This is a genomic window from Streptomyces sp. CB03238, from assembly GCF_002099185.1.
Taxonomy (GTDB): domain Bacteria; phylum Actinomycetota; class Actinomycetes; order Streptomycetales; family Streptomycetaceae; genus Streptomyces.
Window position 1 is genome coordinate 75,868 of record NZ_NBCN01000029.1, and the last position, 6,822, is coordinate 82,689.

General features: G+C 71.2%; 5 protein-coding genes. 3 read left to right on the plus strand and 2 right to left on the minus strand.

Translation table 11 applies throughout. The features are described from left to right. Positions 1–94: 94 nt before the first annotated feature. Positions 95–943, minus strand: coding sequence for a helix-turn-helix domain-containing protein (locus BKD26_RS34460; RefSeq protein WP_084906401.1), 849 nt, complete (start codon positions 941–943; stop codon positions 95–97). A gap of 353 nt (positions 944–1,296) precedes the next feature. Here BKD26_RS34460 and BKD26_RS34465 point away from each other — a divergent pair, with 353 nt between their 5' ends. Together BKD26_RS34465 and BKD26_RS34470 are read left to right on the plus strand one after the other, a co-directional pair. Continuing rightward, positions 1,297–2,697, plus strand: a complete 1,401-nt coding sequence (locus tag BKD26_RS34465; protein WP_084906403.1) for an NAD(P)/FAD-dependent oxidoreductase — start codon at positions 1,297–1,299, stop codon at positions 2,695–2,697. A gap of 153 nt (positions 2,698–2,850) precedes the next feature. Then, positions 2,851–4,503 (plus strand): SpoIIE family protein phosphatase, encoded by a 1,653-nt coding sequence (locus tag BKD26_RS34470; protein WP_084906405.1) that lies wholly within the window; start codon positions 2,851–2,853, stop codon positions 4,501–4,503. Here the strand turns inward: BKD26_RS34470 and BKD26_RS34475 are convergent. Next, the gene (locus BKD26_RS34475; RefSeq protein WP_179166817.1) at positions 4,500–5,771 is read right to left on the minus strand and encodes an MFS transporter; all 1,272 of its coding nucleotides are present in this window, start codon (positions 5,769–5,771) and stop codon (positions 4,500–4,502) included. The genes BKD26_RS34470 and BKD26_RS34475 overlap by 4 nt on opposite strands. A gap of 130 nt (positions 5,772–5,901) precedes the next feature. Between BKD26_RS34475 and BKD26_RS34480 the strand changes: the two genes are divergently transcribed. Then, the gene (locus tag BKD26_RS34480) at positions 5,902–6,441 is read left to right on the plus strand and encodes a MarR family transcriptional regulator (protein WP_084906409.1); all 540 of its coding nucleotides are present in this window, start codon (positions 5,902–5,904) and stop codon (positions 6,439–6,441) included. The last annotated feature ends 381 nt before the right edge of the window (positions 6,442–6,822 follow it).

A 6,822-nucleotide genomic window follows, 5' to 3' on the forward strand; every position in this document is an offset into this window, starting at 1 on the left:
GCACGCCTCCCGCCCGGGGCAAGAGCCGGTCAACCACTCATCCGGGGAGGTGCCCCGAACGCGGGAACCAGCCATGCCCCGTTCGGGCGACCCTTCAGGACCCTTGCGACGGGCGGGACCGGAGCCCCTCCAGCAGGATGTCCAGGAGCCGTGCCGACGCGGCGCTCTGCTGGGCCGCGTCCGGCAGCGAGGGCGCCGCCGTGGCGATGACCAGCAGCACGTCCGCCACCGTCACGTCCCCGCGCAGCTCGCCCGCCTCCCGGGCCCGGTCGACCAGCTGCCCGACGACCTCCAGCAGCTCCGAAGCGCCCGCGTCGTCCAGCTCGGCCGTCGGCACCGCGCGCGGCACCACTCGCAGCTCCGGCTGCCCCGCAACGGCCGAGGCCGCCGAAGCCCCGCGCTGCTGCGGCACCCGCGCCTCGTCGGACTGACCGGCCACCGCACCGCCCGCGACCGCGCCCGGCTCGTCCACGCCCACGCGCAGCACGTGCGGCGGCAGCAGCCGCCCCGCGCCCGAGGCCACCGACGTCCGCAGGAACCGGGAGAGCGCCGACCACGGCTCGTCCTCCTGCCCCAGCGCCGTACGCGCCTGCTCGGTGAGCCGGGAGGTCTCCTCCTCGGCTATACGGCGCACCAGCACGTCCTTGCTCGGGAACCGCCGGTACACCGTGCCGACCCCGACCCGCGCCCTGCGCGCCACGTCCTCCATCGGCGCCCCGTACCCGAGCTCGCCGAACACCTCCCGAGCCGCCCGCAGCACATGCTCGAGGTTCCGCTGCGCGTCCACCCGCAGCGGCGCCGTACGGCCGGACGCCCCGCCGGCTCCGAGACGGCCGTTCACCCCACCGCCGAGCCCCTCCGCAGCCGAAGCGGCCGCCGACGAAGAGGACGAAGTGGACGACGAGGCGACAGCAGTCGACCAGCGCGAATCCTGAATATGCATAAATGTTCCCCCGGTAATGATGTGTCTCCCCCCGGAGACTCCCCCACCCTGACAACCGGGGCCCGGCCCACGCGCTCAGGTCATGCGCAGCGTCCCGACACCCCGACGACATACGAACATAGTTGAGTCGAGGTCAATTCAGAAGGGGCAGTTCCGACCGGTGCGCCCCCCGATCGGAGCAAGGACCGGAACACTCCCGATTCTGCCCCCGCCCGCCACCCCCCTCTCGCGCCCTGACCTGCGCACCTTCCCCCACACGCACCTCCCGCGCCACCCCGGACGCCACCTGGCCTCCGGTCACACAATTTGCCGGGCCTGTGGACAAACCCCGAAGCCCGTTGCGTCATGGGAGGGTGACCGAACCTGTGCGCGTTCTCGTTGTCGGCGGTGGCTACGTCGGGATGTACACCGCCCTGCACCTCCAACGGCACCTCAAGGCCGAGCTGAGAAACGGCACGGCCGAGATCACCGTGGTCACACCCGACCCGTACATGACGTACCAGCCCTTCCTCCCCGAGGCCGCCGCCGGCAACATCTCGCCCCGTCACGTCGTCGTGCCGCTGCGCCGGGTCCTCGACAAGTGCAGGATCCTCATCGGCGAGGCCACGTCCGTCGACCACGCCAAGCGCACCGCGACCGTCGCCACCCTCGCCACCGAGGAGGAAGGCACCGGTCCCGTCCAGCTCTCCTACGACGAACTGGTCATCGCGCCCGGCTCCATCTCCCGCACCCTCCCGGTCCCCGGCCTGGCCGACTACGGCATCGGCTTCAAGACCGTCGAAGAGGCCATCGGGCTGCGCAACCACGTCATCGAGCAGATGGACATCGCCTCCTCCACCCGCGACCCCGCCATCCGCGACGCCGCCCTCACCTTCGTCTTCGTCGGTGGTGGCTTCGCCGGCGTCGAGGCCCTCGGCGAGCTGGAGGACATGGCCCGCTACACCGCGCGGTACTACCACAACATCAAGCCACAGGACCTGAAATGGGTCCTCGTCGAGGCGAGCGACCGCATCCTGCCCGAGGTCGGCGAGGACATGGGCAAGTACGCCGTGCGCGAGCTGCGCGCCCGCAACATCGACGTACGCCTCGAAACGCGCCTGGAAACCTGCGAGGACCGGGTCGCCGTCCTCAGCGACGGCAGCCGCTTCCCCACCCGTACCGTCGTGTGGACCGCGGGCGTGAAACCCGCCCCCGTCCTCGCCGGCACCGACCTGCCCCTCAACGAACGCGGCCGCCTCAAGTGCACCGCCCGCCTCTCCGTCGAAGGCGTCGACCACGCCTGGTCCGCCGGAGACGCCGCCGCCGTCCCGGACATCACCGCCGACACCCCCGGCCGGGAATGCGCCCCCAACGCCCAGCACGCCGTACGCCAGACCAAGGTCCTCGCCGAGAACCTCGTCGCCTCCCTCAAGGGCCGGCCGCTCAAGGACTACGCCCACAAGTACGCGGGGTCCGTCGCCTCACTCGGCCTGCACAAGGGCGTCGCCCACGTCTACGGCCGCAAACTCAAGGGCTACCCCGCCTGGTTCATGCACCGCGCGTACCACCTCAGCCGCGTCCCCACCTTCAACCGCAAGGCGCGCGTCCTGGCCGAGTGGACCCTCGCGGGCCTGTTCAAACGGGAGATCGTCTCCCTCGGATCCCTGGAGCATCCCCGCGCCGAATTCGAACTCGCCGCGGGGCCCCCACCACCCGAACCCACGGACGAGGCGTCGAAAGGCGGAACCGCGGACGGCGGAGCCAAGTCCGACTGACGACGGGTCCCACTGACGGGGCTCAGTTCCGACAGACACCTCTTGTCAGTGTGGTCGGTCACACTGGACGTGTGACCATAGGTGGGCTCACACCTGCACAGAGTGACTCAGCACGGCAACGCACGGCACCGACACCATGAGGCATACAGATCCGTGAACTTCACGCGTTGGAGCGCCCGGCTCCCCGGTACGCAGCGCCGCGCCGCCGCGCGCGGCACCGACCATGGGGCCTCGCCGGCGCAGCGGGGGGACTCCGTACCCGCGGCGCGAGGCGACTCCGACCAGCAGCTGGAGCCCCTGCCCGACGACGTCCCCGGGCTGGAGGACTTCTCCGTACGGGAGATCCTCGGCCGCCTCCCCGGCCTCGTCGCCCTCACCTACGGCCCCGACCACCGCGTCGCGTACGTCAACGACGCCTACGCCACCGCGTTCGGCCCCCGCCCGGCCGGCGCGACCGTCGCCACCGCCTGCCCCGAGCTCACCGAGCTGGGTCTGCTGCCGCTCATGGACCAGGTGCTGCGCAGCGGAAAGCCCCGCACGGTCAAATCCCGCCGTACGCAGGCGGGAGGCTCGTACACCGTCACCTGCCTGCCCGTCGACACGCGCGGAACCGCTGAATCCGGGGTCCTCGTCCACGCCGCCGACGTCACCGACCACGCGGAGGCCGCCGAACGGCTGCGGGCCAGCGAGCGCCGCCACCGCGAAACCGCCGTCACCCTCCAAAGATCCCTCCTCCCCCAGGAGTTGGAACAGCCCGATGACCTCCGCGTCGCCGCCACGTACCAGCCGGGCGGCACGGACGCCGCGGTCGGCGGCGACTGGTACGACGTGATCACCCTCGGCGCCGGCCGCACCGCCCTCGTCATCGGCGACGTCATGGGCCGAGGCGTCCGCGCGGCGGCCGTCATGGGCCAACTCCGCACCGCCGTACGGGCCTACGCACGCCTCGACCTGCCGCCCCACGAGGTGCTCCAGCTCCTCGACGGCCTCGCCGCCGAGATCGACGCCAGCCAGATCGCCACCTGCGTCTACGCCGTCCACGACCCCAACGAGGGCCGCCTCGTCTACGCCTCCGCCGGACACCTCCCGATCCTCGTCAGGGACGAGGACGGCACCGTCCGCCGCGCCGCCGAGCCGACCGGCCCACCCCTCGGCACCGGCGGCTGGCTGCACACCTCCGGCACCATTGCCCTCCCGCCCGGCTCCACCGCCGTCCTCTATACGGACGGCCTGGTCGAGCGGCGCCGGGAGGACATCGACGAAGGCGTCGCCGCCCTGGAGCGCGCCCTGGCCGGCGCCACCGGCACCCCCCAGGTCGTCTGCGACCGGCTGCTGCGCTCCCTGGGCGTCACCGCCGAGCACGACGACGACGTCGCCGTCCTCGTCCTCCAGCACCCCTCCCGTACCGGACCGGACGCCGAGCTGTTCCACAACGCCGCACTCGACCTGCTCGGCGGCGTCGAAGCGGCTCCACGCGCGCGTGCCTTCGCCTCCGGCGTCCTCTCCAGCTGGCGCTTCCCGGTGGAGCTGCGCGACCTCGGCGTACTCGCCACCAGCGAACTGGTGGCCAACTCCCTCCAGCACGGCACCCCACCCATGCGCCTCAGACTCCGCCGCACCGACCGGCGCCTGATCATCGAGGTGACGGACGGCGACGACCACCTGCCGCGCCGCCGCCGCGCCGAAACGGAGGACGAGGCGGGCCGCGGCATCTCGATCATCGCCACGATCGCCTCGTCCTGGGGCAGCCGCCGCACACCCGGCGGCGGCAAAGCGGTCTGGTGCGAGTTCGCCCTACCGGGCTAGACGGCCACCCGCTGATCGTCCGGCTGGTGCTGGGCGACGACCCGCGTCTTCGCCACCAGGTACGGGTGATCCTGCGCCGGCGTGAGCTTCCCGCCCAGCCGCAGGGCCAGCAGCGTGATGCCCAGCGAGAAGAGGACGAAGGTCACGATGTACGGCCCGTGCAGCGCGGCCCCCATGGGCCCGCCCACGGCCGGCCCGACCGCCAGTGCGAGCTGCTTGACCAGAGCGAACGCCGAGTTGTACTGCCCGACCATCGACTCCGGCGCCAGGTCGGCCACCAGCGGCGCCACGGTCGGCGACAGCATCGCCTCACCCAGCCCGAACAGGCCGTACGTCACGATGAACGCCGCCGTCGCCATCGCCTGGCTGCCGTGCCCGAGCCCGGCGTACCCCGCGACGAGCCACGCCAGGGTCCAGATAAGCCCGACCGCCGCGACCACCCGCGTCCGCCTGCGCCGCTCCACGAACCGCAGCACCAGGAACTGCGCGACCACGATGACCGCCGTATTCGCGGCCAGGGCCATCCCGAGCGCCGACGGCTCGATCCCGGCGGCCTCGGTCCCGTAGGCCGCGAGACCCGACTCGAACTGCCCGTAGCAGGCGAAGAACAACACGAAGCCCAGCACGCACAGCTGCACCATCGCCCGGTGCCCGAGCAGCGCCCGCAGCCCGCCGCCCTTGCCGGCCGGACGGGGGTCCGTGATCGACGGCGTACGCGGCATCTTCACGGTGGCGGCTATCCCGGCCAGCACCAGGAACATCGCCGCCTCGATCGAGAACAGGAGCAGGAAGCTGCCCGGCCGGCTCTCGTCGACCAGCTGCCCGCCGATCAGACCGCCGATGCCGAGCCCGAGGTTCTGCAGGAAGAACTGCGTGGCGAACGCGCGGGTCCGCGTGGCCGTGGACGAGCACCAGACGATCATCGTCGCGAGCGCGGGCTGCATCACCGCCGTACCGGCACCGAGCAGAGCCGCCGCCCCGACGACGGCGGGCACGCTGGCGGCCACCCCCATGCCGAGCGCCCCGACGGCCGCCAGCAGCGCGGCCCCCACCAGCACGGGCAGAGGCCCCCGACGGTCGATGGCCCGCCCGGTGAAGGGCAGGACCACCAGAGCGGCCATGGCGAAGACCGCCAGCACGGCCCCCGCCGTACCGGCGCCCAGGTCCCGCACCTGAGCCACATACACATAGAGATACGGAACGGTGAACCCGAGCCCGAACGCGCTCAGCACGTTCCCTGCCTGGATCCGGCGCATCGCAGCGCCCATCACCTTGGTCACACTCACCTACTTCGACTCTGTAGGACTCAGTCCTGAAGACTTCAATACTAAAGTTCGATCCTTAACTGTACACATCGAAGGACTTCAACGCCAACGAGTGCCGTGGGATACTCCCCGCATGTCCGACACGCAGGAACCGAGCCTCGACGAGCAGATCGCCGCCTACCAGCGCGAGTTCCGCGACCTCGACCCCCAGGTCGAGAAGGTGGTCTCCGCCCTGGGCCGGCTGAACCGCCGCATGAACGTCGCGTACGGCCGCCAGGTAGCCGAGCTCGGCATCAGCAACGCCGAGTGGGAGGTCCTCAAGCACCTCGTCCTCTCCGGCGCGCCCTACCGCCTGGGCCCCGGCGAACTCGCCAAGCGCCTCGGCCTCACCCCCGCGGCCATGACCCACCGCATCGACCGCATGGCCGCCGACGGCCTGGTCACCCGCGACCGGGACGAGAACAACCGGGTGCGGGTCATCGTGGAACTCACGGACGAAGGCCGCACGAAGTGGCTGGAGGCGATGCGCATGGCGACCGCCTTCGAGGAGGACCTCCTCCAGGACCTGTCCCCGGAGGAGCGAGGCGCCCTGGGCGAGATGCTGATCCGCCTGCTCCGCCGCGTGGAACACGCCCAGCCGGACGCGGGCGGTCGGCTCACGGACCTGGACTAGGCCCCACGGTGGCGGGGTTGACACGCCTCCCCCCGATCCGTAAAGTTCTTCGGGTTGCCACGGAGCCGTAACGGTTTCGCGGCAGCCGATCCCGCCGCGAACGCGGCAACCAAACTCAGCACGGACTCCCGACCGGGACGTTTTCGGCATGCCGAAATACATTTCGAAGGCTCGATTATGAGCCGCCCGGGAAATCCGCTAGAGTTTGAAACGTCGGAACGGCCCAACAGCCGGAAAGACACCCCCCGCTGACTGGGAATCAGGCCCGAAAGGATCTGATAGAGTCGGAACCGCCGGAAAGGGAAACGCGAAAGCGAAGAACAGCCGGCAGCCCGCTCCAGCGGGTGGCAGAAACGGAAAACGGATCTGCTAAGCTGGAAA

Coding starts and splice junctions, on each gene's coding strand:
- BKD26_RS34475 (WP_179166817.1), bottom strand. CDS start 5,771: ATGGGCGCTGCGATGCGCCGGATCCAGGCAGGGAACGTGCTGAGCGCG.
- BKD26_RS34480 (WP_084906409.1), top strand. CDS start 5,902: ATGTCCGACACGCAGGAACCGAGCCTCGACGAGCAGATCGCCGCCTAC.
- BKD26_RS34460 (WP_084906401.1), bottom strand. CDS start 943: ATGCATATTCAGGATTCGCGCTGGTCGACTGCTGTCGCCTCGTCGTCC.